Origin of the sequence: Leifsonia sp. ZF2019, assembly GCF_019924635.1 — a bacterium.
In the GTDB taxonomy this organism is placed as follows: domain Bacteria; phylum Actinomycetota; class Actinomycetes; order Actinomycetales; family Microbacteriaceae; genus Leifsonia.
In genome coordinates, this window is record NZ_CP065037.1 from 789,443 (window position 1) to 811,530 (window position 22,088).

Sequence of the window (22,088 nt, forward strand, 5' to 3'; positions counted from 1 at the left end):
TCCATCGTCGGCGACGAGCAGCGCCGCGTGCCGGGCTCGCGTGCGATCATGTCCCATGCCGTCCTTCCCGGAGAGCCTTCCCGACGCGCCGAACCGCCGACCCGACATCGATGACGACTTCCGTGCCGGGCTGAGTCCGCAGCGCTGGGTCGCGAGTTATCTGCCGCAGTGGACCACGGCGGAGCGGGCACGTGCGCACTACGAGATCGGCGCTGCCGGGATCGTGTTGCGGATCGATGCCGACCAGCCCGATTGGCGCCCCGAAGACGCGCCTCTGCGCGTCTCGAACCTGCAGACCGGCGTCTACTCCGGGCCGGTCGGCTCCCGGCTCGGGACTCATCGCCACCGCGAGGATCTCGAGGTGCGCACGGAGACGCCGCAGACGCTCCTCTTCGCGCCGTCGCGCGGGCGAGTGGAGATCACGGCCTCCGCGAGCCGGGACGCCGGCTGCATGCTCGCGGCGTGGCTCGTCGGAACCGAGCACCGATCCCCTTCCGAGTCCGGTGAGATCTGCATCTTCGAGATCGACGCCGACGCGATCGGGGAGACCACCGTGGCCCGCACAGGAATCAAAGCGCATCACGACCCGGGACTGGCCACCGACATGGCCGCGGTCGTCGTCCCGGTGGACGCCTCGTCCCCACACACCTGGACGGTGGTCTGGCATGACGGCGAGACCGTGATCGGATGCGACGGCCACACGCTCCGGCGCATCCCGCAGGCCCCCGACTACCCGCTGTTCCTCATGATCGACCTCTTCGAGATCGGGACACGCGGCGGCCACTACCCCAAGACCGCAACCATCCACCGCGTCCGCGCGTGGCAGTGAGGTGCTGACGGCCGCGGTCCAGCGACACCCTCAGCGGCGCGCAGCGAGGAGGGCCTCCGTGTGCTCGACGACTTCGCCGGGTCCGTCATGCCGGCGGAGCGCCGCGCCGATGCGTTCGGCGGCGGCCCGGTAGTCGGCTCCGTCGGAGATGCGCCGCCAGGCGCGCAGGATCGCGCGGGACGACGGCGTTCCCGTGCGCAGATTCACCCCGGCGCCGGACCAGGCGACGCGGGCTGCGACTTCCGGTTTGTCCAGGTCTCCGCCCGCGATCACCAGGGGTACGCCGTGGCGCAACGCCGCCAGCACCCCGCCCCACCCTCCGTTGGTCACCATCACGTCGACGCGGGGGAGCAGCCGATCGTACGGAAGCAGGTCTGCGACGCGCGCGTTCGCCGGCGCGGGGAACGGCAGAGCGCTGTTCCCGCGCACTCCCGTCGCGACGGCCAGCTGCACCTGCTGCCGCCCGAGGGCGGCGAACGTCGGCCGGATGAGGTCGTCGGGGTCCACATTCTGCGTGCCCTGGGTCACATGCACGAGTGGACGCGGGTCTGCGACCGACTCCGGCCACCACGCGGGCTCGGGGATGCCGTTGCCGGCATGGTCCGCGAGCTCGCCCACCCAGACGATCCTGCCCGGCCACTCCGGGCGGGGGTACTCCAACTGCTCGACGCCGCTGGCACACACCAGGTCGCGTGAGTACAGCGCCTCCTGGAACGTGAGTGCGGTCGGTGGGAGACCGGCGAGCGCGCGTTGCTCGTGGAACGCGCGCTGGATCGGGCGGGATGCGGCCGAGATCGCCGCCCACAGGGCGCGGTCCCGCAGGCGGCCCAGCGCAGACGCCGCCGGACGCAGGCCCAGACCGGGCGGCGGCGCACCCGGCGACGGTGTCGCGAGGGGGACGAGCGAGACGGTCACCCGCGGCGTGCCGGTCCGCTCGGCGGCCAGATGCGCCCCGAGGGAGAGGCTGTCGGCGACGAGGACATCCCAGGGCCGTGTGTCGAAGGCCGCCGTCAGGTCTGCGCATTGCGCCGCTCCCGTCCGGACGAACAGGTCCTCGACGTTCACGATCATCTGGCGGGGCCCTTTCCGGCCGCGCAGCCGCGGAAAGGTCCGGGCCGGATCGTTCTCGTCGAAGTCCGGCGCCCTCACCCACGGCACGGTCTCCGCGCCGTCCGCGCGGAAGGCTTCGGCATGGGCAGACCCTGTGTAGACGCGCACCCGGTGCCCGGCGGCAGCGAAGGCGCGCACGACCGCACGCATGGGTGCGACGTGACCGGAGAACGGCATCACCGCGAACATCACCTCTGCCATAGCAGACATGGTGACGCATGCGGTCCGGACGGTGCCAGAGGGCGCCTCCCGGACCCGCCGGTGTCAGACGATCCCGCCCACCATCGCATCCCGGCGCAGCTGCGCGTGCGTGGCGTGGAACTTCCCGTCCGGCGTCCACCACGCTTCGTGTCCGGCGGCGTCGGGGTCGTTCTCGACGACGACCGGCCAATGGTCGCGGATGTTCTTGATGTAGTAGCGGAGTTCCCCGCCGACCGTGCGCTTCTCGACCTTGTCGGAGGCTTCCAGCTGTTCCTGAGTGGGCTCGTCCATGCGAGCATCATAGGTCCGCGTCGCCCGGGACCGTGCTCGGTCGAGCCGGGTGGGGAGGGGTGGATCGTCAGGGCGTGGATACCGGGCGGCGTGTGCGATAGACATGCGGTGAGGCGTGACCGTACGGCGAGGGGAGGCGGCCGTGATCGACAGGCCCGGGCTTGCGGAGTTCATCCGGCACCGGCGGGAGGCGCTCCAGCCCGAGGACGTCGGGCTGCCACCGGGCCGGCGGAGGCGCGCCGTCGGCCTCCGGCGCGAGGAGGTGGCGGCGCTGTCCCACATGTCGACCGACTACTACTCGCGCCTCGAGCGCGGCGACGGCCCGCAGCCGTCCGAGCAGATGCTCGCCGCGATCGCCCAGGGCCTGCATCTGACGCTCGCCGAACGCGATCATCTCTTCCGTCTGGGCGGTCGCACTCCGCCGGACCGGGGAGCGTCCACCGAGCACATCAGCCCGGGAATGCTCCGCGTGTTCGACCGGCTCGACGACACTCCCGCCGAGATCGTCACGGAGCTGGGCGAGACCCTGCGGCAGACGGCGCTGAGCGTCACGCTCGTCGGGGACCTCGTCGCGCTGACGGGGGCGGAGCGGTCGATCGGATACCGCTGGTTCACCGACCCGGGAAGTCGTGCGGCCTACACCGAGGAGGAGCGGGAGGTCCTGTCGCGCGTCTACGCGTCCGGACTCCGGGAACTCGCCGCCGCCCGCGGCGCGGGATCGCCTGCCGATCGTCTGCGCCAGCAGCTGCTCGATTCGAGCGAGGAGTTCCGGAGCGCCTGGGACCACCACGACGTCGGATTGCGTCCCCCGGATCGCAAACGCTTCCTCCATCCCGAGGTGGGCGTTCTCGAGCTGAGCTGCCAGACGTTGCTCGACCCCGAGCAATCGCATCGCCTGCTGGTGTACACGGCGACGCCGGGGAGCGACAGCAGCGAGAAGCTGCGCCTGCTGTCGGTCATCGGCGCCCGGTCCTTCGCGTGACCGTTCCCGCGGAGAGGTGGATCGGATGTCAGTGGATCGCCGCGCACTGGAACGCGCGCGCCGACGGCGCGAGCATGGGATCTCCCGATCGAACTCGACGAAGGGCCCACTCGCCATGAACGCACGACCCGCACTGTTTCCTCCACTGACGGGCACGCTCATCGTCGTCACCGGGGCGAGCGACGGCATCGGCCGCGCGATCGCGTGGCGACTGGCGGAGGCGGGCGCCGAACTCGTCCTCCCGGTCCGCTCGCCCGAGAAGGGCCGGCGCGTCGCCGACGAGCTCGCGTCGCGGTTCCCCGGTGCGATCGTGGCGACGCCCGCCCTCGATCTGGCCTCGCTGGACTCGGTGTTCGCCCTGGTCGACGCCCTCGGCGCGGAGGGGCGGCCCATCGACATCCTCATCAACAACGCCGGTGTGATGACCCCGCCCACCAGGCAGGCGACCAGCGACGGCTTCGAACTGCAATTCGGCACGAACCACCTCGGCCACGTCGCGCTCACCCTGGGCCTCCTCCCGCTGATCCGAGCGGCTCGCGGACGCGTGACCCACCAGACCAGCATCGCCGCGCGTCGCGGGCGCATCAACTGGGACGATCTGAACTGGGAGCGGTCCTACGACGGCGGCGCGGCCTACGCGCAGTCGAAGCTCTCCGTCGCCCTCTTCGCACGGGAACTCCACGAGCGCAGCCGGGTCGGGGGGTGGGGGATCAGCAGCAACCTCTCGCATCCGGGTGTCTCACCCACCAATCTGCTCGCGGCACAGCCCGGTCTCGGTCGCGATCGGGAGCTGATCGGACGCCGCGTCATCAGGGGTCTGTCCCGCATCGGCGTGACGGGGACGGTAGAGAGCGCTGCGCGCCCTGCGCTGCTGGCGGCCGTCGCCCCCGACGGAGACGAGAGGTTCTACGGCCCCCGGCGCGTCGTGAGCGGGCCGCCCACCGTTCGGCCGCTGTGGCGCCCGATGACCGACGGGCCGGCGGCGGGACGCCTCTGGGACGAGTCGGTGCGGCTGATCGGGCCCCGGTTGCAGGAGCGGATGTCCGCGTCGAGCTGACAGCACCCGAGCGTGATGCAACCGAAAAGTTGCAAATGGTTTCCACTTAATGCAACCATTGAGTTGCAGGAGGATCCGCCTCCCGCCTCAGGGAAGGAGCCGACATGGCTACCGAGAACGCGGCCGCCGTCGCCGACATCGACGAGCTCACGGTCCGACGCACCATCCGCATCTCCGCGCCCCGGGAGAAGGTGTGGGCCGCGGTGATCGAGCCCGCACACATCTCCCGGTGGTTCGCCGCGACTGAGCTGGATGCGGAGGGGCAGGGGAGCATCACCTTCGAGGGATACGGCACTGTCCCGCTGCGCGTTGCGGCGATCGCGCCGCAGGACTCGGTCACATACCTGTGGAACAACGACGACAACCTCGACGAGCGCCCGCCGCGCTTCGACGAGTCGCGCGCGACGCGGTTCACGTTCACGCTGGCCGACGCGCCCGGTGGCACGCAGCTGACCGTGGTCGAGTCGGGCTTCGGGGTCACGACCGACCCGGCGGGCAACGTGGAGTCGCACCGCGAGGGATGGACGCAGGAGCTCGACAAGCTCGTCGCCCTGCTGGAGGATGGCGTCGAGCTTGCGGGTGCACGCGCGTGAGCGCGCCCACTCTGGTCCCCGTGTTCGCCGCGCTCGGCGACGACACGCGCTGGAGCATCCTGAGCGCGCTCGCGGAGGGGGAGGCCTCCGCGAGCGCGCTCGACGCGGTGCTCCCGGTCTCCCGGCAGGCCATCGCGAAGCATCTCGCGGTGCTGCAGGAGGTCGGGCTCGTCGAACCGGTCCGCGTCGGGCGCGAAGTGCGCTTCCGCGTGCTCGGTTCGGAGCTGAGCGCGACGGCCCGCCGCCTCGACGAGATCGGTGCGGCATGGGATCGTCGCCTCGCCGAGATCAAGCGGATCGCGGAAGGGCTCTGAGGCGCGGAGCGGTACGGTGACGGAATGCCCGCCAGTCCGCCCCGTTACTGCCCGAGTCGCAAGCGCGGCCAGCACTGCACGCGTCCGCTCGGTCACGCCGGATTGCACCGCCGCGAGGGGCTTCTGTGGTCCGACCGGGATGCCGACCCCGCTCGGTGTCCCGGATCGGGAGAGAGCGGGTCACCGGCCGCTCGCCTGCCCGACGGGTTCCCGGAGGGGCGCGCCGACTGCCCGCACTGCCAGCGCTTCGTCGCGCTCGACACGGCAGGCAGACTGGTCGAGCACGACACGACCGACGCCGCGGAGTCGGACGAGGAGATCGCCCACCGGAGGGAGTGGTTCAACGTCCACGGCTGGTGAGCGCGGACGACGCCGGGCGCACCGAACCGCTCACCCCGCGGCGAGCGGCGCGAACACGTTGACGAGGTTGCCGTCCGGGTCGGCGATCAGCAGCGACCGGTTGCCCCACGGCATGTCAGCGGGCTCCTGGACGATGCGGGCGGCCCCCTCGCTCAGATCGCGGTGCGCGGCGTCCACCGCATCCGGGCTCCCGACGCGGAAGTCCAGGCACACGGAGTGGTTGTCCGCCGCGCGCATCCCGCTGTCTCCCATCGCGGCGACCGTCCGGGTGCTGGCGATCGCGAGTGTGCCGGACGGTGTCACGAGCTCGGCGAACAGCGGGTGGCGGCGGGTGGCGCCGAGGCCGGTGACGCGCTCGTAGAACGCGACCATCCCGTCGACGTCGTCGGTGAAGATGCGGGTTGCTGCCAGATCCATGGAACGGCCCTTCTCGTCGGGGATCCCGGGTGGATCCGCTTCCGACGCTAGATCGCATTCCGGTCGGGAACCGGCCGCAATCGATCAGGCCCTCGCGGCCAGGTTCTCGGCGATCGACGCGAGCGAGCCGTCGAGGGCCTCCTGCATGCCGGGGAAGTCAGAGGTGGTGTGGATGGTGAGCTCGACGCCGCCCTCGGTCAGTCGCAGCGAGCCGTGGTAGTCGTGCGGGCCGGGAGCCGACCAGGTGATCTCGCGGGCCGCCCGGTCGACGTCGAACGTCGCCTCCGAGGTGACGGTCTCGTCCCGGCCGTCGCGGTCCGCATCCACGTGGGCCGTCGTCTCGACTTTGCCGTCGGGGAGCTCGTGGGCCTCCGTCATGCGAGGGAAGTAGGCGGGAAGGTTCTCCGGATCGGAGATGTAGTCGAAGTACTCGTCGGCGTCGCCCTCGAGCGGCCGGGTCGCAGTGTAGGTGGGCATGCGACGACGGTACGACCGGCCGATGCGGCGGGGGAGGGCGTTGACGTGGGGGCGCGATGGGTGTCGCGAACGCGCCGCGGCCCCCGCCCAGGAGGACGGGGGCCGCAGCGCGCCTGCCCGGCGTGAGGCTCCTACTCGCTGACCGCGTCCCGGTTCGGGCGGCGGCGGCGGAGCAGGAGTCCGGCACCCGCCAGCAGCAGGGCCAGCGCCGCGATGATCGCCGGGCCGGTGAGGTCGGAGCCGGTGGAGGCGAGGGTGCTCGCGGTCGATCCGGTTCCGGTGACCGCGGGGTCGGCCGCGGCCACGATGGTGAATGCGGTGGAGGCGACCACCGTGCCGCCGATGGAGGCGGTGACGGTGTGCGCTCCCGCTGCGACGTTCGGAACGGTGAACGTGAAGCTCAGCTTCCCGTTCGCGTCGCTCGTGGCGGTGCCGAGCAGCACCGGGGTCGAGTGGAAGACGAACGAGACCGCGGTGCCGGGCGTGAGGTTGCTGCCCGCGACGGAGATCGTGTCGCCGATCGAGCCGGAGTCCGCCGACAGCGTGAGCGCGGGCGTCGGGGTGGTCACCGGGGGGACGCCCTGCTCGCCGAGGGCGAGGTCGCAGGAGATGCGGCCGCTGTAGAGGGCGTGGCCCTCTCCGGCGCTGCCCGCGCCCGTGCCGTAGACGCCGTCGTCCGACCACAGGGCCTCGCGGGTGCCGTCGACGCAGGTGGAGGCCGGCGCCAGGGCGAAGCCCTCCAGGTTGTCGACCGGGAGGCCGGCCGGCTTGCTGTAGGAGACGTCGGGGACGATCGTGCCCGTGCTGCTCACCTTGAGCACCGTCGAGACGACGCCGCAGGTGTTGTCGCACAGCGCCCAGATCCGCTGGGTGTCCGTGTCGAACGCGACGTCCATCACGTGGCCCATCTTCGTGTCCACGACGGCGACGCGGTGGAAGGTGCCGTCGCTGTTGAGCGCGTAGGCGTAGAGCTTGCCGTCGTTCTCGAGGGCGGCGAAGTAGAGGCCGGTGCCGTGCTTCGGGTAGTCGGCCGGGACGTAGGTGCGACCGGTCGACTGGTCGACGAACCCGTTCGCGGTCAGGTAGCTGTCCGGCACGAAGGTGACGCCCTCGAAGCCGAGGTTGGCCTCCGTCTTGTTGCCGGCGTGGAGCTCCGGGAACTCGGCCGTCAGATTCCACTGCTCCGTCGCGACCAGCTGGGTTCCCGACTGGTTCGGGTCGATGCGCAGGATGGAGTTGAGCGGGATGGTGTTGGCCGCGTTGTTGCGCTCGGTGGTCACGTAGAGGGCGCCGTCCGGTCCCACCGTCAGACCCTCGGAGTCGGGCTGGTTGGTCGCGGTGTCGGTGCTGCCCGGGAAGAAGATCTGCTTGCCCGCGCCCCAGCCGTTGCTGGTGTCGGCGACCCACAGGCCGTCCTGCTTCACCATCCGGAACACCCAGGACTTGTTCTTGACGCTGTAGAGCACGTTCGCGTTCGACGGGTCGAAGACGAGACCGCTGACGTCGCGGCCCTCGGGGCCGGTGGTCGTCGTCCACGCGCACTGCTTGTCGGCTACGGTGACCTCGGAGCTGCCCGGCCAGGCGGACGGGGTGAGTGCGGTCGCGGGGAGGGCGCCGGTGCCCGAGGGGGCCTCCGGCTGGCAGTTCAGCGTCGGCTGTCCGCCGGTGCCGCCGTCGGCCGGGTTGGTGAGCGGGGTCGTGCAGGCGTCGGCGTTGGAGGCGCCGAAGCTCTTCGTGCCGACCGACACGAAGGCGCCGGTGCCGTCCGGGCAGCGGGCGAACGCGCCCGCCCCGAAGTCGTTGCCCTCGTCGGTGCCGGCCTCGCCGGCGGTGTAGTCGACCGAGTCGACGAGCGTTCCGGCCGTGCCGTTCGCGCCGTCCGGGAGGTACAGCTTCACGCTGTCGCCGCCGCTGCCGAGCCCCTTGGTCGAGGAGAAGTAGACGTAGCCGTGCGCCGGGACGACCGTGGTCCCTGTCCCGTCGGCCAGTTTCGCCGAGAAGGTCGTGGCGGCGGAGGCCGCACCGCTGTCGATCTGGAGCCAGCCGGCGATGCTCACATCCGTGGAGCCGCTGTTGAACAACTCGATCGCGTCGGCGACCGGGGTGGCGCCGTTGTCCGAGGAGACCTCGTTGATGCGGACGTTCGCCCACTCTGGCGTCCCGCCGCCGTCGGCCGGCGCGAACCGGCTCTTCCCCGGCGAGCCGATGTCGCCCGTGGTGGACGTCCACGACGCCTCGGCGTCGCCCGCTGCCGACAGCTGCCATTGCGACGCGTCGTTCGCGCCCAGCGCCGCCGCGGTCTTCGGGATGCCCGAGACGCCCTGCGTGCGCGGACCCTTGACCGCGCCGGTGCCCTGGTCGTTGTAGGTCAGCCGGTCGACGAGGTTCGCGACCGCGTCCGGCCCGCTGAAGAGGTTGATCTCGTCCGCACGCCCGAGCCCGACCGTGTTGCCCGCCAGGATCTTGACCGACGCGTCCAGGCCCCACTCGGCCCGGAACGTCGCGTCGGGCGACTCGGTGATGATCGCCGACTCGCCGACCGCGAGTGTGCCCAGGCTGTCCAGCGGCACCGTGCCCGGCGTCTCGCTGTCGTCGTCGAACGACCAGCCGGCGAGGCTGACCGGCGCCGCACCCAGGTTCGTGAACTCGATGAACTCGCCCGACGAGTTGACGGGGTTGTACATCCACTCGGTGATGCGCACCCCCGAAGCGTCGGCGGCGCTCGCGGCTGCGGGCAGGGCGACGGCGAGCGCGCCGGCGGTGGCGGCCGCGGCGAGCACGGCGACGGCACGGGAGCGGTGAGGTCTCATGGCACGGGAACGTATCGACGCCGGCGGTACGGGGAACGTCGGGAAGGTGAACGGGAGGGGAACGCGGGGCAGGCGCACCCGACAACCCCTCGACAGTTTGTCGAAGGGCCCACGCGGTGGTCGACAGGGTGTATAGCTGAGCCGTGAGGCGGCCCGCCTAGCCTCGCAGTGACCCATCGAGGAGTGATAGCCATGAGCAGCATCGAACGTGACGTCGTCATCATCGGCGCCGGTGCTTCCGGACTGACGGCCGCGACCGAACTGAAGAAGGCGGGCCTGACCGTCGCCGTGCTGGAGGCGCGTGACCGCGTCGGCGGACGGCTGTGGACCGACGACATCGACGGGGCGACCCTCGAGATCGGCGGTCAGTGGGTGTCGCCCGACCAGGACGCCCTGATCGACACCCTCGCCGAGCTCGGTCTCGAGACCTACGAGCGCTACCGCGACGGCATCAACGTCTACCTCGGCGAGGGCGGGGAACGCCGCACCTTCGAGGGCGAGATCTTCCCCGTCGCTCCGACCACCGAGCGCGAGATCGTCGGCCTCATCGACCGGCTCGACGCGCTCGTCGCCGAGATCGACCCGGACCGCCCGTGGGAGCACCCGCAGGCGAAGGAGCTCGACGAGATCTCGTTCCGTCGCTGGCTGGAGACGCAGACCGACGACGAGGAGGCGCGGCTCAACATCGGCATGTTCATCGCCGGCGCCATGCTGACCAAGCCCGCGCACGCATTCTCCGCGCTGCAGGCGCTGCTCATGGCCGCCAGTGCGGGCAGCTTCTCGCACCTGGTGGACGCCGACTTCATCCTCGACAAGCGCGTGAAGGGCGGCCTGCAGCAGGTCCCGCTGCTGCTCGCCGAGCGCCTCGGTGACGACGTCATCCTGAACGCACCGGTGCGCACGCTGCGCTGGGGCGACGACGGTGTCACCGCGATCGCCGACGGTGTCGAGGTCCGCGCCCGCCGCGTCATCCTCGCCGTCCCGCCGGTGCTCATCAGCCGCATCTCGTACGAGCCGCCGCTCCCGCGCCGCCAGCAGCAGATGCACCAGCACCTGTCGATGGGCTTCGTCATCAAGGTGCACGCCGTCTACGAGACGCCGTTCTGGCGTGAGGACGGCCTCTCCGGCACCGCGTTCAGCCCGTATGAGCTCGTGCACGAGGCGTACGACAACAGCTACCACGGCGACCCGCGCGGCACCCTGGTCGGCTTCGTCTCCGACGAGTCCGCCGACGACGTCTTCCGCTTGACCCCGGAGGAGCGCAAGGCCCGCATCCTGGAATCCCTCTCGCACTACTACGGCGAGAAGGCGCTCAGCCCGGTGGTCTACTACGAGAGCGACTGGGGCAGCGAAGAGTGGACCCGCGGCGCCTACGCGGCCAGCTTCGACATGGGAGGCCTCGCCCGCTACGGCTCCGACCTCCGCGCGCCCGTCGGGCCCGTCCACTTCTCGTGCAGCGACATGGCCGGCCGCGGCTACCAGCACGTGGACGGTGCGATCCGCGTCGGCCGCGAGACCGCTGCGGCGATCCTCGCCTCCCTCACCCCCGCAGGAGCCGCTTCGGCATCCTGATCCCAGACGGCGTGCGGCCTGTCGTGGATGCCGCACGCACTCCTCCGTCGGCCCCCAGCGCCGGCGGAAACGCAGAACGGGCCGGCTTTCGTGGAGCCGGCCCGTTCGGCGCCTGTGCCTTCAGCATCTGCGGCGTCCGCGCTGCTCCTACGCCGCGGCGCCCGTCCCGACCAGCTCCTGCACCGCCTTCTGGACTGCGGCGAACTCGTCCTGCTTGCGCGCGACGAACTCGAGGGCGTCGAGGCCGACCGTGAGGAGCTCCTCCGTCAGCTCGCCCGGGTCGGTGAACTTGTGGCTCGCGTCGCCCGCCAGGCCGCCTTCGAGGGCGAGGCGGCCCACCAGGTCGAGCTTGAGCACTTTCGTGCCCTCCGTGAAGCTGACCTTGTCGAAGTCGACCCAGACGATGTTCGGTCGCGTCGTCGACTCGAACGCGTAGCGCCTGTTGGTGAGGTCGAGCACGACCTGCCAGATCGTCTGCGAGGCGTCGGGCTTGCCCGGTTCCGGCGTGCGGAACGGCTGCGCCGCGTTGCGGATGATGCTGAACATGGCCGCCATCGCGGCGATCTGCGTCTTCGGCTGCACCTGGTGCGCGACGTAGTACGACGCGCGCGCGAACCGGTCGCTCGCGAGCGTCGACCCCGGCAGCGGCTGGTCTCCGCCGAGCCCGTCGATCTGCTTCACGAGCTCGAGCTGCTGGTCGAACGTGGGGGAGTTGGTCATGACCTGGTAGTCCCGGCTGTGGTAGACGGTCGGCGTGCCGTCGGTGTACTCGATGATCGCCGAGTCGCCGGTCGCGTCGTTGATGGCGAGGTGGAGGGTCGGCACGATGTGGCCGGTGGGGTCGAAGAGCTGCGCGATCCCGACCTGCGTGCTGTTGGTCCACTCGACGGCCTCGGCCACCGTCGCGAAGTTGTCGAGGTAGTACTGCAGCCACACCGCCTGGCTCAACTGGGTGGAACCGTCAGCCGGCTTACCGTAGTCCGACTCCGCCAGCCACAGGATGTGCCCGGCGAACCCCTTTTCGTTCATGCCGTCGGTCGCGATGAGGTCGAAGGCCGTCGCCACCACGCTGCCGTACTTCGCCTTCCAGGTGAGCGTGCCGTCGACGCCGTCCGAGCGCTCGATGCCCCGCGGCAGCTTCCAGAGGTTCGTCAGGAGATCGAGGTGGAAGTCCATGTTCCGCCCCACGATCACCGAGCCGTTGGCATCGGGCCAGACAACGCGTGTGCACATCGATCGCATCCGTTCTCTCGTTCCGCCCCGGCGTCTCGGGGCCGGGCATTCCCCATCCTGCTCGTGGCGCGGCCGTGCCCGAATAGGCGATTTGGTGAAAATGTGAGGCGCTAAGCTCTACACATCGACAGGGCAGTCGGCGTCACAGGAGGTGCGATGTCGTCGCCAAGGAAGCCGAAGTCCCGGCAGACGTGAAATACGAGTTCGGACGCAAATCCCGGACGAGTGGCCCCAAGATCACGTATCACGGGTAGGCATTGGCGGGGACGAGCCCGAGCCTCGGCACGTCCCCGCCTAGTCCCGCGCCCGTATTGAAACGTTCGGAGAGACCCGCGTCCAGCCTCTGCCGACCTCGCCGCCTCCGTCGACGACGAATCGCGCTGTGATGGTTGGGCTCAGGACGTCGAACTGAGGTGCCGTTCCGCACCCCTCGACCGGATCCTCAGAGTCGTCGACGAGCACCAGGCAGACCCCGTGCTCCGTCGCGCGAGGCAGGGCGAGGTAGACCCTGTTGCCGTCAACGATCCCTGCGAGTCTGGTCGAAGTGGGATCTGCGAGCTCGAGGCGACGCGACACGTCTGTGGGGACGTCGTCGTCCGGTGTGCGTTCCGATGAGAACGGCGAGGGAGTTGCGACACACGCTGTCAACACCCAGAGGCTCGAGAGAGCGGCTGCCCCAGACAGGAGGCGGCGTGCCGGGATCGGCGGGGGCGAAGACCTATTCATTACCTTGATGGTAGGTTGTCGCCTCGCTACTGCGCTAGAGAAGTGAGAAGTATGTGTGCAATACATTCAAAGATGGCGCAGGCCTCCGCGCCACCTCGCCTGACGGCTGAAACGATGCCCGATCACGCCAGCGCGCGAATCGTCCACGACGCCGTCGTGGATGCGCCCGGCTGCAGCACGATCAGGTCGGTGCCGGAGTTGAAGGCGTCCGGCGGGCACGTCATCGGCTCGACGGCGAGACCGAGGCGGTCGAGCGCCGGGTCGGGCTGGTCGGCGGTGTGGATCTGGACCCACGGGCAGGCCTCGTCCCAGACCATCTCGACACCCGTTCCGTCCGCCGCGCGCAGGGCGACCGTGGCGAGGCCGTCCGCGTCGCGGGTGAGCCCGGTGAACGCGTGGTCGATGAACGTGTCGCCGATACGACGCTCGGCGCGGAAGTCGAACGCGCCGTCGCCCTCCGCCTCCACGCTGGTGAGGTCGATCGGGATGAGGCGCTCCGGGTCGACCGAGAGCACCGTGTCGGCGGGGAGGCTGAGCGTCCAGTCGTCCACCCGTCCGTCGCCGGCGACGAGATACGGGTGCGGTCCGGTGCCCCACGGTGCGGCTGTCGGGCCGGTGTTGGTCGCGGTGACCTCCGTTCGGAGGCCGCACTCGTCCAGACTGAAGGCGACCGAGACCTCGACGCGGTGCGGGTAGCCGGCCTGGGCCTCGATCGTGGCGGCGAAGGTGACGCTGCTGCCGGAGCGGTCGACCGCGGCGAAGTCGAGCCAGGTCGCGAGACCGTGCAAGGCGTGACCGCGGTCCGGCTCGGTGAGCGGGAGCTGCTGCTCCACGCCCTCGAACGTGTACTTCCCGTCCACGACCCGGTTGGGCCACGGGGCCAGGGTCGCGCCGCGATACGCCGGCCGCACCTCGTCGGCCTCGAACGGCACCACGAGCGCGCGCCCCTTGTGCTCCAGGGTGCGCAGCGACGCCCCGACGGAGGCGATGGTGGCGTGGTAGTCGCCGGCGCTCAGGCCGAAGTGGGTGCCGGAGAGGGGAATGGTCATCCGCCCATTCTGGTGCTGCGCGGTGACCGGACACAAAACAGGGGTGGGCGGACCGCCGTGGGGCAACATCCCGGAAACGTGCGGAAATCTGGGGGTAACGCCGCGGCGCTAGCGTCAGCCCATGGGAGATCTGTTCGGCGGGTACGGGGTGCAGACGGCACGACGCCGGCGTGGCCGTGCGACTCCGTTCGACGAGATGTTCGGCGACGCGCGCAGGGCGCACGCCTCCCGGACCCGGCCGGCCTACCGTGAGCTGTTCACGGCGCTCGCCGCGCTCACGCAGGACGAGCTGCGCGGACGCACCGACGCGCTGGCCAGCTCATACCTCGCGCAGGGCGTGACGTTCGACTTCGCGGGCGAGGAGCGGCCATTCCCGCTCGACGCGGTCCCGCGCGTGATCGAGCAGCCGGAGTGGGCGCACATCGAAGCCGGCGTCGGGCAGCGGGTGCGGGCGCTGGAGGCGTTTCTGAGCGACGTCTACGGCGCGCAGAACGCGGTGCGCGACGGCGTCGTCCCCGCCGGGCTGATCACCTCGTCCGCGCACTTCCATCGGGCGGCCGCCGGGATCGAGAGCGCCAACGGAGTGCGCATCCACGTCTCCGGGATCGACCTGATCCGCGACGAGCACGGCGACTGGCGCGTGCTCGAGGACAACGTGCGGGTGCCCAGCGGTGTCAGCTACGTGATCTCCAATCGACGGGTCATGGCGCAGACGCTGCCCGAACTGTTCACCTCCATGCGCGTGCGGCCGGTCGGCGACTACCCCTACCGGCTGCTGCAGGCGCTGAAGGCGAGCGCGCCGGGCGGCATGGACAACCCCAACGTCGTCGTGCTGACCCCGGGGGTCTACAACTCCGCATACTTCGAGCACACCCTCCTCGCCCGGTTGATGGGCGTGGAGCTGGTGGAGGGGCGCGACCTGTTCTGCTCCGCCGGGAAGGTGTGGATGCGCACCACCAGCGGGCCGCAGCGCGTCGACGTGATCTACCGGAGGATCGACGACGAATTCATCGACCCGCTGCAGTTCCGCGTCGACTCGGTGCTCGGCACGCCCGGCCTGATGCTCGCGGCGCGGCTCGGCAACGTGACGATCGCGAACGCCGTCGGAAACGGCGTCGCGGACGACAAGCTCGTCTACACCTACGTGCCCGACCTCATCCGGTACTACCTGGCCGAGGAGCCGATCCTCCCGAACGTCGACACCTGGCGGCTGGAGGAGCCGGAGGCGCTCGCCGAGGTGCTCGACCGGCTGGACGAGCTGGTCGTCAAGCCGGTCGACGGCTCCGGCGGCAAGGGCCTCGTCATCGGGCCCGACGCCTCCCGCCGCGAGCTCGCCGACCTGCGGGCCCGCCTCATCGCCGACCCGCGCGGGTGGATCGCCCAGCCCGTCGTGCAGCTCTCCACCATCCCGACCCTGGTGGAAGACGGCATGCGCCCCCGGCACGTCGACCTGCGCCCGTTCGCGGTGAACGACGGGCGTGACGTCTGGGTGCTGCCGGGCGGCCTGACCCGGGTGGCGCTCGCAGAGGGACAGCTGGTCGTGAACAGCAGCCAGGGCGGCGGCTCCAAGGACACCTGGGTCGTCGGTACGGCCGGCGGCGCGGTCGAGGCGGAGAACGGGCACGAGCCGCGCGCGGTCGCCGGGCTCGTCGCAGATCAGGCGGCACTCGCGATCTTCCCTGCCCCGCACGCGCCCGATCACTCCGAGGAGGACGCGCCGCGCGCCGACCAGCAACAGCAGCAGCAGCAACAGCAGCAGACGCGCGCCGACCGGGAGGAGGCCCCGGCATGCTGAGCCGCATCGCGTCGTCGCTGTTCTGGATCGGCCGCTACGTCGAGCGCAGCGACGGCACCGCGCGCATCCTGGACGTGCACCTCCAGCTGCTCCTGGAGGACCCGTGGATCGACGAGGACACCGCCTGCCGGTCGCTGCTCGGCGTGATGGGCAGCGAGGCGCCCGACGGTGCGCTGGTGCGGGAGGACGTGCTGCGCATCCTCGCCGTGGACCGCAGCGCACCAGCCTCCATCGTCTACTCGCTCGCCGCCGCCCGGGAGAACGCCCGTCGCGCCCGCGAGATCGTCTCCACCGAGCTGTGGGAGTGCCTGAACACCACGGCCGCACGGATGCCGCGGCGGGTCACCAGCGACAAGGTGCACGAGTTCTTCACCTGGGTCCGCGACCGGACGGCGCTCGCCGTGGGGATCATGGAGTCCGGGGCGAGCCGCGACGAGGCCTGGCACTTCTTCACCCTCGGCCGCAGTGTGGAGCGGGCGGACATGACCGCCCGGCTGCTCGCGACCCGCTCGCTCACCGAGGCGAGCGGCCCGAGCTGGACGACCATCCTGCGCTCGTGCGGAGCGTACGAGGCGTACCTGCGCACCTACCGGGGCGTTCCGTCCGCGCGCAACGCGGCCGAGTTCCTGTTGCACGACAGGCTGTTCCCGCGCTCGATCCTGTACTCGATCGCGCGAGCGGTCGACAGCCTGCGCGACATCGAGCCCCGCACCGAGCGCGCCGGGGTCTCCGACCGTGCGGTGCGGCTGCTCGGGCAGGTGCAGAGCGAGCTCGAGTTCCGGCCGGTCGCCGACGTGATCGACGACCTGCCGGCGTACATGTCCGCCATCCAGGATGCGACGAGTGCGGCGACGGCGGCCGTCACCCAGCGCTACTTCCCGGAGCACGCGGCGCCCAGCTGGATCGGAGACAGGGTATGAAGCGGCTGCGGGTCACCCACTCCACGGGCTACCGCTACGACGGCGAGGTCACCGCGTCGTACAACGAGGCCAGGATGCTCCCGCTCTCGGGCGAGCGCCAGCTGGTCCTGCACGCCGCGCTCGACGTGCAGCCGGTCTCCTCCCACCACCAGTACACCGATTACTGGGGCACCCGCGTCCTGGCCTTCGACGTGCTCGACCCGCATCGCGAGCTCACCATCACCGCGAGCAGCCTGGTCGAGGTGCTGGATGCGCAGCATCCCGCGGCCGGGCTCGGCTGGGACGAGCTGGAGGTCGCCGTGCAGCGCTCGGGGGAGTGCGTGCAGCAGTTGCGGCAGACCGAGCTGACCGCGCCTCCCGCGTCGCTCGCCGGGCTCGCGGCGGACGAGAAGAGCTCAGCGGCAGACCCGTGCGCTGTCGCGCGGGCGATCGTCGCGGCCGTCGGCGACGGGATGGAGTACGTCAGCGGAGTGACCGGGGTGCGCACGACCGCCGCCGAGGCCTGGGACGCCCGCAGCGGCGTCTGCCAGGACATCGCCCACGTCGCCATCGGCGCCCTCCGCTCGGCCGGCATCCCGGCCCGCTACGTGTCGGGCTACCTGCACCCGAAGGCGGAGGCGGCGATCGGCGAGACCGTCACCGGCGAATCCCACGCCTGGGTCGAATGGTTCTGCGGCACCTGGCACGGCTACGACCCCACCAACGGCATCGAGATCGGCGACCGCCACGTGCGCGTCGGCCACGGCCGCGACTACACCGATGTCACGCCCTTGCGCGGCGTCTACGCCGGCACGGGAACCTCGGAGCTGTTCGTCTCGGTGTCGATCACGCGGGAGGCGTGAGCGCGCGGGTTCGCCGGTCGCCGAAGTTCACGACGTTGCGCCCATTCCGCCGAAATGAGCGCAACAACGTGAACTTCCGCGGGCCTTACGCGGTCGCCCGCAGGGCGGCGTAGAGGTCGGCGCGGGCGGCGAAGCCGCTGAGGTCGCGGCCGAGAAGGCGTTCGGCATCGGCGACGCGGGCGCGGAGGGTGTGGCGGTGGATGCCGAGGCGGCGGGCGGCGATGTCATAGACGCCGTCGCTGTCGAGCCACGTGCGCAGCAGGGCCGGGAGGCCGGGGTCGGCGGCGACGAGCGGGGCCAGCGCGGTCTGCGCGACGGCCCGGGCGTCGGGGGTCTGGAGGAGTGCGAGCATCCCGGCCGTGGCGACATCGTCGAACGAGGGGACCGGGGAGGCGGGGGTCGCCCGCTGTCGCGCCACCTCGGCCTGCGCGAGGGCGGTCGGGAGATCGGCGAGCGACGACGGCGCCGACGTGCCGCCGCGCAGTTCGAAGCGCGCGGCGGCGGCCGGGCCGAGCGCGCCGGAGTCGGCGGCGTCGGCGCCCGTCTCCGACTCCATCAGGACGAGCTCCTGGCCGTCGCGCGCGAAGAAGCCGTCCGCGTGGGACTCCAGCCAGTCGGCCGCGGCGGCCAGCGCGGTTCCGGTGAGCACGGTGACGCGTACCGGGGCCTCCGGCAGCGCGCCGAGCACCGGCTCAGCGACGGACTCGGCCAGCGCACGGTCGCCCGCGATGAGGGCGCGCCAGACGGCCGTCCGGAGGCGGGCGCGAGCGGCGTCGGTGGCGCGGCTCTGCTCGAGCGCAAGGCCGGCCAGGGCGACGACTCCGGTGACCACCTGCTGGGCGGCCGGGTCGAGACCGTCGGAGCCGATGGCGAGCACGCCGCGCAGACGGCCGGCGGCGCCGAGGGTCTGGAGCGCGAACGCGCCCGCCTCCGTGTCCGCCGAGCCGGCGGCGCGGCGGCGGCTGCGCAGCAGCGGGTCGGCCGCGGCGAGGAGGTCGCGCGACGCCGCCGTCAGCGCCCCGGCCGGCGAGACGCGGTCGAGGGAGCCGTCCGCCCCGATCAGGGCGACCGGCCGCTCGATCTGCCTGGCCAGCTCGGTCAGCACCGCGGCGAGAGCGTCGGGCCGCAGCGCGGCGAGCGAGATGGCGCGGGATGCGCGCAGTGCCCAGGTGTTGCGGGCGTAGGCGTCGGCGGCGACGCGGTCGGCGACGAAGCGGGCGATCGCGATGAACGGTGTGCGGTACGGCACCTCGAAGAGGGGGAGGCCGTGGCGCACGCACGCGTCGATCAGTGCGTCCGGAGTCCCGGCGCGCACCACCTCCGTGCCGAACCCGAGGCCGACGACGCCGTGCTCGGCCAGGCGCGCGATGTACGGGTCGACATCGTCGGGGGTGCCGGTGACGAGCAGCACCTGGCCGGGGGAGAGGAACGGCGTCGGGTCGGGCAGCTCCGAGCTGTGCGCCCATTGCACCGGGGCATCGGGGTCGCCGACGCCCGCCGGGGTCAGGAGCGTGAGGTCCAGCTCGGGGCGGGCGAGGAGCTGGGAGAGGGTCGCGGGCATCGTCGCCTTCCGAATTTGACAGGGTGTCGATTCCGACTCCACGAATTGTACGCGGTGTCCAGGACGGCGATGCGCCGCCCTCCATACGATGCCGCCATGACCATCACCGACACCGCCATCAGCACACCCCTCGGCGGACCGACGCTCCCGCAGGAGCGGCGGCTCGTCACCCCGATCCCCGGCCCCGAGTCCCGCAAGCGCTCCGAGCGCAAGGCGCAGGCCGTGGCCGCCGGTGTCGGCGCCACCATCCCGGTCTACACCGTGGCCGCCGGCGGAGGGGTCATCGTCGACGTCGACGGCAACTCGCTCATCGACCTCGGCTCCGGCATCGCCGTGACCGGCGTCGGCAACGCGGCCCCGCGCGTGGTCGAGGCCGTCACCGCCCAGGTCGCCGCCTTCACGCACACCTGCTTCACGGTCGCCCCCTACGACTCCTACGTCGACGTCGCCGAGGCGCTCAACCGTCTCACCCCCGGTGACCACGCCAAGCGCAGCGCCCTCTTCAACTCCGGCGCGGAGGCCGTGGAGAACGCGGTCAAGATCGCCCGCCACTACACCGGCAAGCAGGCCGTCGTCGCATTCGACCACGCCTACCACGGGCGCACCAACCTCACGATGGGCCTCACGGCGAAGAACCAGCCCTACAAGAACGGCTTCGGCCCGTTCGCCCCCGAGATCTACCGCGCTCCGCTGAGCTATCCGCTGCGCGACGGCGGCCTGTCGGGCGCCGAGGCCGCGAAGCGCGCCATCACGCTGATCGAGAAGCAGATCGGCGCGAGCAACCTCGCCGCGATCATCATCGAGCCGATCCAGGGCGAGGGCGGCTTCATCGTCCCGGCCGACGGCTTCCTCCCCGCCCTGCAGGCGTGGGCGAGCGCGAACGGCGTCGTCTTCATCGCCGACGAGGTGCAGACCGGCTTCGCCCGCACCGGCACCATGTTCGCCTCCGAGCAGTTCGGCCTGGTCCCCGACCTCATCGTCACCGCCAAGGGCATCGCCGGCGGCCTCCCGCTGTCGGCCGTCACCGGCCGCGCCGAGATCATGGACGCGCCGCAGGTCGGCGGCCTCGGGGGCACCTACGGCGGCAACCCGCTCGCGTGCGTCGCCGCCCTCGCCGCGATCGAGACGTACGAGCAGGACGGCCTGGTCGAGCGGGCCCGTGAGATCGGCGACATCCTGTTCGAGAAGCTGGGCGCCCTGCGCGACGCCGACCCGCGCGTCGCCGAGGTGCGCGGCCGCGGTGCGATGGTCGCCATCGAGCTCGTCGACCCGGAGACCGGGGAGCCGGACGCCGCCCTGACCTCGAAGGTCGCGGCCGCCGCCCATGCGGCCGGAGTCGTGCTCCTCACCTGCGGCACCTATGGCAACGTCATCCGCTTCCTCCCGCCGCTGAGCATCCCGGATCACCTCCTCATCGAGGGCCTGGACGTCGTCGCGGAGGCGGTGGCCAACGCATGAGCGCCGTCGACACCGCCCCCGGACCGACGGCCCGCGAGAGCGAGCTGCTCGCCCGAGTCCCCGACGGCCTGTACATCGCGGGCCGCTGGGAGGCCGGGACCCAGGACCCGATTCAGGTCCAGGATCCGGCCACCGGCCGCGTGATCAAGAGCATCGCCAATGCGCGCCCGGAGGACGGCATCCGTGCTCTGGACGCGGCCGCCGAGGCGGCGGACGCGTGGGCGGCGACCCCGCCCCGCACCCGCGCCGAGATCCTGCGCCGCGCGTTCGACCTGCTGCAGGAGCGCCGCGACGACTTCGCTCTGCTGATGACGCTCGAGATGGGCAAGCCGCTGGCCGAGGCCAACGGCGAGGTCACCTACGGCGGCGAGTTCCTCCGCTGGTTCTCGGAGGAGGCCGTGCGCATCTCCGGACGCTACGGGTCGAACCCGGAGGGCACCGGCACGATGGTCGTCTCGCAGCGCCCGGTGGGGCCGAGCTTCTTCATCACGCCGTGGAACTTCCCGCTGGCGATGGCGACGCGCAAGATCGCGCCGGCTCTGGCCGCGGGCTGCACGGTCGTCGTGAAGCCGGCCGAGCTGACCCCGCTCACCACGCTGTTCTTCGCGCAGCTGCTCGAGGACGCAGGACTGCCGGCCGGCGTGGTCAATGTGATCACGACCTCCACCTCCGGCGCCGTCTCGGCGCCGATCATCGCGGACCCGCGTCTGCGCAAGATCTCGTTCACGGGCTCCACGCCGGTCGGACGCGCTCTGCTCGCCCAGGCCGGCCAGAACGTGCTGCGCACCTCGATGGAGCTCGGCGGCAACGCGCCGTTCGTCGTGTTCGAGGACGCCGACCTCGATGCGGCCGTGAACGGCGCGATGCTCGCCAAGTTCCGCAACATGGGCCAGGCCTGCACGGCGGCCAACCGCTTCATCGTGCACGAGTCGATCGCGGAGGAGTTCGCCGCCCGCGTCACCGAGCGCGTGAGCGCGCTCCGCGTCGGCCGCGGCACCGACGAGGGCGTCACCCTCGGGCCGCTCATCGACGACCGCGCGGTCGCCTCGATGGCGGCACTCGTGGAGGACGCGGTCTCGCGGGGCGCCCGTGTGCTCACCGGCGGTGCGGCACCGGAGGGCGACGGCTTCTTCTTCGAGCCGACCGTCCTCGTCGACGTCCAGCCCGGCAGCGAGATCCTCCGCGAGGAGATCTTCGGACCGATCCTGGCCATCACGACCTTCTCCACCGAGGAGGAGGCCGTGGCGCGCGCCAACGAGACCGAGTACGGGCTCGTCGGCTACGTGTTCACCCAGGACCTCGCCCGCGGCCAGCGCCTGATCGACGGCGTCGACACCGGGATGATGGGCCTCAACACCGGTCTGGTCTCCAACGCCGCTGCGCCGTTCGGTGGCGTCAAGCAGTCGGGCCTCGGCCGCGAGGGCGGGCTCGAGGGCATCCACGAGTACCTCAGCACCAAGTACACGCTGATCCCCGCCTGATCGCCGCAGG

At 71.4% G+C, this 22,088-nt stretch carries 20 protein-coding genes; 12 read left to right on the forward strand and 8 right to left on the reverse strand.

What is annotated here, in order from left to right; translation table 11 throughout:
• Nucleotides 1–55: 55 nt before the first annotated feature.
• Nucleotides 56–829 carry a glycoside hydrolase family 16 protein gene (locus IT072_RS04020; protein WP_223359571.1) on the forward strand — a complete coding sequence of 258 codons (774 nt, stop codon included), beginning with the start codon at nucleotides 56–58 and terminating at the stop codon, nucleotides 827–829.
• Between the two features lie 30 nt (nucleotides 830–859).
• Here the strand turns inward: IT072_RS04020 and IT072_RS04025 are convergent, their stop codons facing one another.
• Together IT072_RS04025 and IT072_RS04030 are read right to left on the reverse strand one after the other, a co-directional pair.
• Nucleotides 860–2,140: a glycosyltransferase gene (locus tag IT072_RS04025; RefSeq protein WP_223359573.1), complete on the reverse strand. Its 1,281-nt coding sequence runs from the start codon at nucleotides 2,138–2,140 to the stop codon at nucleotides 860–862.
• 63 nt (nucleotides 2,141–2,203) lie between these two features.
• Entirely contained in the window at nucleotides 2,204–2,431 is a 228-nt protein-coding gene (locus IT072_RS04030) for a hypothetical protein (RefSeq protein WP_223359575.1), read from the reverse strand.
• A gap of 142 nt (nucleotides 2,432–2,573) precedes the next feature.
• On the opposite strand from IT072_RS04030, the gene IT072_RS04035 reads away from it, so the two are divergent.
• The 5 genes from IT072_RS04035 to IT072_RS04055 all read left to right on the forward strand — a co-directional run bounded on the left by IT072_RS04035 (nucleotide 2,574) and on the right by IT072_RS04055 (nucleotide 5,737).
• Nucleotides 2,574–3,413 (forward strand): helix-turn-helix transcriptional regulator, encoded by an 840-nt coding sequence (locus IT072_RS04035; RefSeq protein ID WP_223359577.1) that lies wholly within the window; start codon nucleotides 2,574–2,576, stop codon nucleotides 3,411–3,413.
• A gap of 115 nt (nucleotides 3,414–3,528) precedes the next feature.
• Nucleotides 3,529–4,470: an SDR family oxidoreductase gene (locus tag IT072_RS04040; protein ID WP_223359579.1), complete on the forward strand. Its 942-nt coding sequence runs from the start codon at nucleotides 3,529–3,531 to the stop codon at nucleotides 4,468–4,470.
• Nucleotides 4,471–4,574: 104 nt separating this feature from the next.
• Entirely contained in the window at nucleotides 4,575–5,063 is a 489-nt protein-coding gene (locus tag IT072_RS04045) for an SRPBCC domain-containing protein (RefSeq protein WP_223359580.1), read from the forward strand.
• Nucleotides 5,060–5,377 carry an ArsR/SmtB family transcription factor gene (locus IT072_RS04050; protein ID WP_223359581.1) on the forward strand — a complete coding sequence of 106 codons (318 nt, stop codon included), beginning with the start codon at nucleotides 5,060–5,062 and terminating at the stop codon, nucleotides 5,375–5,377. Before IT072_RS04045 ends, IT072_RS04050 begins: the two co-directional genes overlap by 4 nt.
• A gap of 24 nt (nucleotides 5,378–5,401) precedes the next feature.
• Entirely contained in the window at nucleotides 5,402–5,737 is a 336-nt protein-coding gene (locus IT072_RS04055; RefSeq protein ID WP_223359582.1) for a hypothetical protein, read from the forward strand.
• 30 nt (nucleotides 5,738–5,767) lie between these two features.
• On the opposite strand, the gene IT072_RS04060 is transcribed toward IT072_RS04055, so the two are convergent.
• The 3 genes from IT072_RS04060 to IT072_RS04070 all read right to left on the reverse strand — a co-directional run bounded on the left by IT072_RS04060 (nucleotide 5,768) and on the right by IT072_RS04070 (nucleotide 9,441).
• On the reverse strand, nucleotides 5,768–6,154 hold the full coding sequence (locus tag IT072_RS04060) for a VOC family protein (RefSeq protein WP_223359584.1): 387 nt from the start codon (nucleotides 6,152–6,154) through the stop codon (nucleotides 5,768–5,770).
• A gap of 84 nt (nucleotides 6,155–6,238) precedes the next feature.
• Entirely contained in the window at nucleotides 6,239–6,631 is a 393-nt protein-coding gene (locus IT072_RS04065) for an SRPBCC family protein (protein WP_223359585.1), read from the reverse strand.
• A 131-nt stretch (nucleotides 6,632–6,762) separates the two neighbouring features.
• Nucleotides 6,763–9,441, reverse strand: a complete 2,679-nt coding sequence (locus IT072_RS04070; protein WP_223359586.1) for a lamin tail domain-containing protein — start codon at nucleotides 9,439–9,441, stop codon at nucleotides 6,763–6,765.
• Nucleotides 9,442–9,633: 192 nt separating this feature from the next.
• Between IT072_RS04070 and IT072_RS04075 the strand changes: the two genes are divergently transcribed.
• Entirely contained in the window at nucleotides 9,634–11,013 is a 1,380-nt protein-coding gene (locus IT072_RS04075; protein WP_223359588.1) for a flavin monoamine oxidase family protein, read from the forward strand.
• A 147-nt stretch (nucleotides 11,014–11,160) separates the two neighbouring features.
• Here IT072_RS04075 and IT072_RS04080 read toward each other — a convergent pair whose 3' ends face one another.
• Nucleotides 11,161–12,246 carry a linear amide C-N hydrolase gene (locus IT072_RS04080; protein ID WP_223359590.1) on the reverse strand — a complete coding sequence of 362 codons (1,086 nt, stop codon included), beginning with the start codon at nucleotides 12,244–12,246 and terminating at the stop codon, nucleotides 11,161–11,163.
• A gap of 848 nt (nucleotides 12,247–13,094) precedes the next feature.
• On the reverse strand, nucleotides 13,095–14,021 hold the full coding sequence (locus IT072_RS04085; RefSeq protein ID WP_223359591.1) for an aldose 1-epimerase family protein: 927 nt from the start codon (nucleotides 14,019–14,021) through the stop codon (nucleotides 13,095–13,097).
• 121 nt (nucleotides 14,022–14,142) lie between these two features.
• Between IT072_RS04085 and IT072_RS04090 the strand changes: the two genes are divergently transcribed.
• From IT072_RS04090 to IT072_RS04100, 3 genes are read left to right on the forward strand one after another with little or no spacing between them, the layout of a single operon-like run.
• The gene (locus IT072_RS04090; protein WP_223359593.1) at nucleotides 14,143–15,816 is read left to right on the forward strand and encodes a circularly permuted type 2 ATP-grasp protein; all 1,674 of its coding nucleotides are present in this window, start codon (nucleotides 14,143–14,145) and stop codon (nucleotides 15,814–15,816) included.
• Nucleotides 15,810–16,736: an alpha-E domain-containing protein gene (locus IT072_RS04095; RefSeq protein ID WP_223359595.1), complete on the forward strand. Its 927-nt coding sequence runs from the start codon at nucleotides 15,810–15,812 to the stop codon at nucleotides 16,734–16,736. Before IT072_RS04090 ends, IT072_RS04095 begins: the two co-directional genes overlap by 7 nt.
• Nucleotides 16,733–17,578 carry a transglutaminase family protein gene (locus IT072_RS04100; protein WP_223359597.1) on the forward strand — a complete coding sequence of 282 codons (846 nt, stop codon included), beginning with the start codon at nucleotides 16,733–16,735 and terminating at the stop codon, nucleotides 17,576–17,578. The genes IT072_RS04095 and IT072_RS04100 overlap by 4 nt, the downstream gene beginning before the upstream one ends.
• A gap of 85 nt (nucleotides 17,579–17,663) precedes the next feature.
• On the opposite strand, the gene IT072_RS04105 is transcribed toward IT072_RS04100, so the two are convergent.
• The gene (locus IT072_RS04105; protein ID WP_223359599.1) at nucleotides 17,664–19,139 is read right to left on the reverse strand and encodes a PucR family transcriptional regulator; all 1,476 of its coding nucleotides are present in this window, start codon (nucleotides 19,137–19,139) and stop codon (nucleotides 17,664–17,666) included.
• A 96-nt stretch (nucleotides 19,140–19,235) separates the two neighbouring features.
• On the opposite strand from IT072_RS04105, the gene gabT reads away from it, so the two are divergent.
• Both gabT and IT072_RS04115 read left to right on the forward strand, forming a co-directional pair.
• Nucleotides 19,236–20,597, forward strand: coding sequence for a 4-aminobutyrate--2-oxoglutarate transaminase (gene gabT, locus IT072_RS04110; protein ID WP_223359601.1), 1,362 nt, complete (start codon nucleotides 19,236–19,238; stop codon nucleotides 20,595–20,597).
• Nucleotides 20,594–22,078 carry an NAD-dependent succinate-semialdehyde dehydrogenase gene (locus IT072_RS04115; RefSeq protein ID WP_223359603.1) on the forward strand — a complete coding sequence of 495 codons (1,485 nt, stop codon included), beginning with the start codon at nucleotides 20,594–20,596 and terminating at the stop codon, nucleotides 22,076–22,078. Before gabT ends, IT072_RS04115 begins: the two co-directional genes overlap by 4 nt.
• The last annotated feature ends 10 nt before the right edge of the window (nucleotides 22,079–22,088 follow it).

Excerpts from the sequence above, each read along its gene's own strand:
- IT072_RS04020 (WP_223359571.1), top strand. The coding sequence starts at position 56 with ATGCCGTCCTTCCCGGAGAGCCTTCCCGACGCGCCGAACCGCCGACCC.
- IT072_RS04025 (WP_223359573.1), bottom strand. The coding sequence starts at position 2,140 with ATGGCAGAGGTGATGTTCGCGGTGATGCCGTTCTCCGGTCACGTCGCA.
- IT072_RS04030 (WP_223359575.1), bottom strand. The coding sequence starts at position 2,431 with ATGGACGAGCCCACTCAGGAACAGCTGGAAGCCTCCGACAAGGTCGAG.
- IT072_RS04040 (WP_223359579.1), top strand. The coding sequence starts at position 3,529 with ATGAACGCACGACCCGCACTGTTTCCTCCACTGACGGGCACGCTCATC.
- IT072_RS04045 (WP_223359580.1), top strand. The coding sequence starts at position 4,575 with ATGGCTACCGAGAACGCGGCCGCCGTCGCCGACATCGACGAGCTCACG.
- IT072_RS04055 (WP_223359582.1), top strand. The coding sequence starts at position 5,402 with ATGCCCGCCAGTCCGCCCCGTTACTGCCCGAGTCGCAAGCGCGGCCAG.
- IT072_RS04060 (WP_223359584.1), bottom strand. The coding sequence starts at position 6,154 with ATGGATCTGGCAGCAACCCGCATCTTCACCGACGACGTCGACGGGATG.
- IT072_RS04065 (WP_223359585.1), bottom strand. The coding sequence starts at position 6,631 with ATGCCCACCTACACTGCGACCCGGCCGCTCGAGGGCGACGCCGACGAG.
- IT072_RS04070 (WP_223359586.1), bottom strand. The coding sequence starts at position 9,441 with ATGAGACCTCACCGCTCCCGTGCCGTCGCCGTGCTCGCCGCGGCCGCC.
- IT072_RS04075 (WP_223359588.1), top strand. The coding sequence starts at position 9,634 with ATGAGCAGCATCGAACGTGACGTCGTCATCATCGGCGCCGGTGCTTCC.
- IT072_RS04080 (WP_223359590.1), bottom strand. The coding sequence starts at position 12,246 with ATGTGCACACGCGTTGTCTGGCCCGATGCCAACGGCTCGGTGATCGTG.
- IT072_RS04085 (WP_223359591.1), bottom strand. The coding sequence starts at position 14,021 with ATGACCATTCCCCTCTCCGGCACCCACTTCGGCCTGAGCGCCGGCGAC.
- IT072_RS04090 (WP_223359593.1), top strand. The coding sequence starts at position 14,143 with ATGGGAGATCTGTTCGGCGGGTACGGGGTGCAGACGGCACGACGCCGG.
- IT072_RS04095 (WP_223359595.1), top strand. The coding sequence starts at position 15,810 with ATGCTGAGCCGCATCGCGTCGTCGCTGTTCTGGATCGGCCGCTACGTC.
- IT072_RS04100 (WP_223359597.1), top strand. The coding sequence starts at position 16,733 with ATGAAGCGGCTGCGGGTCACCCACTCCACGGGCTACCGCTACGACGGC.
- IT072_RS04105 (WP_223359599.1), bottom strand. The coding sequence starts at position 19,139 with ATGCCCGCGACCCTCTCCCAGCTCCTCGCCCGCCCCGAGCTGGACCTC.
- gabT (WP_223359601.1), top strand. The coding sequence starts at position 19,236 with ATGACCATCACCGACACCGCCATCAGCACACCCCTCGGCGGACCGACG.
- IT072_RS04115 (WP_223359603.1), top strand. The coding sequence starts at position 20,594 with ATGAGCGCCGTCGACACCGCCCCCGGACCGACGGCCCGCGAGAGCGAG.